Here is a 1387-nt window from a genome sequence, read left to right as displayed (position 1 = left end):
TAGCGTTTTTTTTGTGAAATCGCTTCTATCTAGCCACATCATCGAGCTATTTTCCGTATAGTTTTGTTTTATCGACGGATCGATAAATATTTTACTCCAATTTTTGCTCGTATAACCCGTGCTCACAATACCGTGGAAATCTTTTTGCGGATCTCTCGTTTTTGCATTTACTACACCTCCTTGAAAACTACCGTATTTCGCGGAAACACTACTGTCTATTACTTCTATACTTTTTAGCAGATCCGTATCCAAATTTATAGCTTGAGATCCTAGAGTCGGTGCCCACCAAATACCGCGCGTAGGTTTTTTAGCTCCCGCTGGATCCAAATCGTAATTAAAATTTGCTCTATCTATTAGGAAGTTATTTTGATAATAACTAGCTCCGTTTATGCTGAAATCTTTCGGTGAAATTTCGCCGCTATCAATGCTTCTACTGTCTTTTTTATTAAAAGCAACACTCGGATTTACTTTAAGTGCTTCGGCGATAGTGCGATCTTTAGAAGGAGTTGAGTCTAGCTTCTCTCGCGAAAGTGTATTTGACGAACTATATTCGCTTGCATAAGAGTTAGTTTTATTTTGTTCCAAAACTACGTCGATCTGGCCCAGATAAACGTCTTCTGCAAAGGAAACGTTCAAAAACACAAATGCTGCTACAAAACAAACAGCGTTGATTTTTTTTCATATTCTTGCCCCCTATACGGATATTTACCGCGCTTAGCGCAATACGAATTTTATGAACGCGATATTTGTAAATTTTCTAACGATATATTATAAAATATTATCAAATATATTTTAATATTTTACCAACCGAACAATGCATATTATAAAATTTTTTAAATTCTCTCTTAACAGTCTTTATTCTAAAAAGTTTAAAGTATTTATACTTAATCGGATGTGCGTATCATTGAGCTTGAGGCTTTAGCTTCTTTTTTCAATATCGTTTTAATAGAGCTAAAAATTGTGAATTCTCGCGCTTGGTTAAATTTCGGCGCTTACTCGTATCGATTTTTGCGGCATAAAAGTGTCGTCGCTTCTTTTACTGAATATAACCGCTCCGCCGTATTCGGGCAATGATCGACAACATGTGGTAAATGATTAAGTGACAGATGAGGCGAATATAAGGTATCGCCTGTTCTTTTTATAGTTACAACTTTAGCTAAATTTAAAATGAGTGCAAAATTTTACAAGGTAAAATTTTGCATCGACTTGGCAAAAATATATGTATGTGATGCTTTCTTCAGCAGCAGGAGCAGTAAGACGTCATTTTAAGGCGAATAAAATGCCGCCGAATTCAATGAAAACGGATAGCCTCCTGCGTCATTAAAAAGATTAAAGTTACCATCTCAATCCGCCTTCGAGCCAAAAATTTCGACCGATATCATAGTCG

At 36.0% G+C, this 1387-nt stretch carries 1 protein-coding gene; it reads right to left on the bottom strand.

All coding sequences use genetic code 11. The features are described 5' to 3' along the window. On the bottom strand, nt 1-642 hold a 642-nt coding region (locus Q0236_RS10445), incomplete at its 3' end, for a TonB-dependent receptor plug domain-containing protein (RefSeq protein ID WP_297917561.1). Between the last annotated feature and the right edge of the window lie 745 nt (nt 643-1387).

Source organism: uncultured Campylobacter sp. (assembly GCF_938031315.1).
Classification (GTDB): domain Bacteria; phylum Campylobacterota; class Campylobacteria; order Campylobacterales; family Campylobacteraceae; genus Campylobacter_B.
The sequence above is the reverse complement of the archived record's forward strand: the minus strand, read 5'-3'. Positions and strand labels throughout refer to the sequence as shown.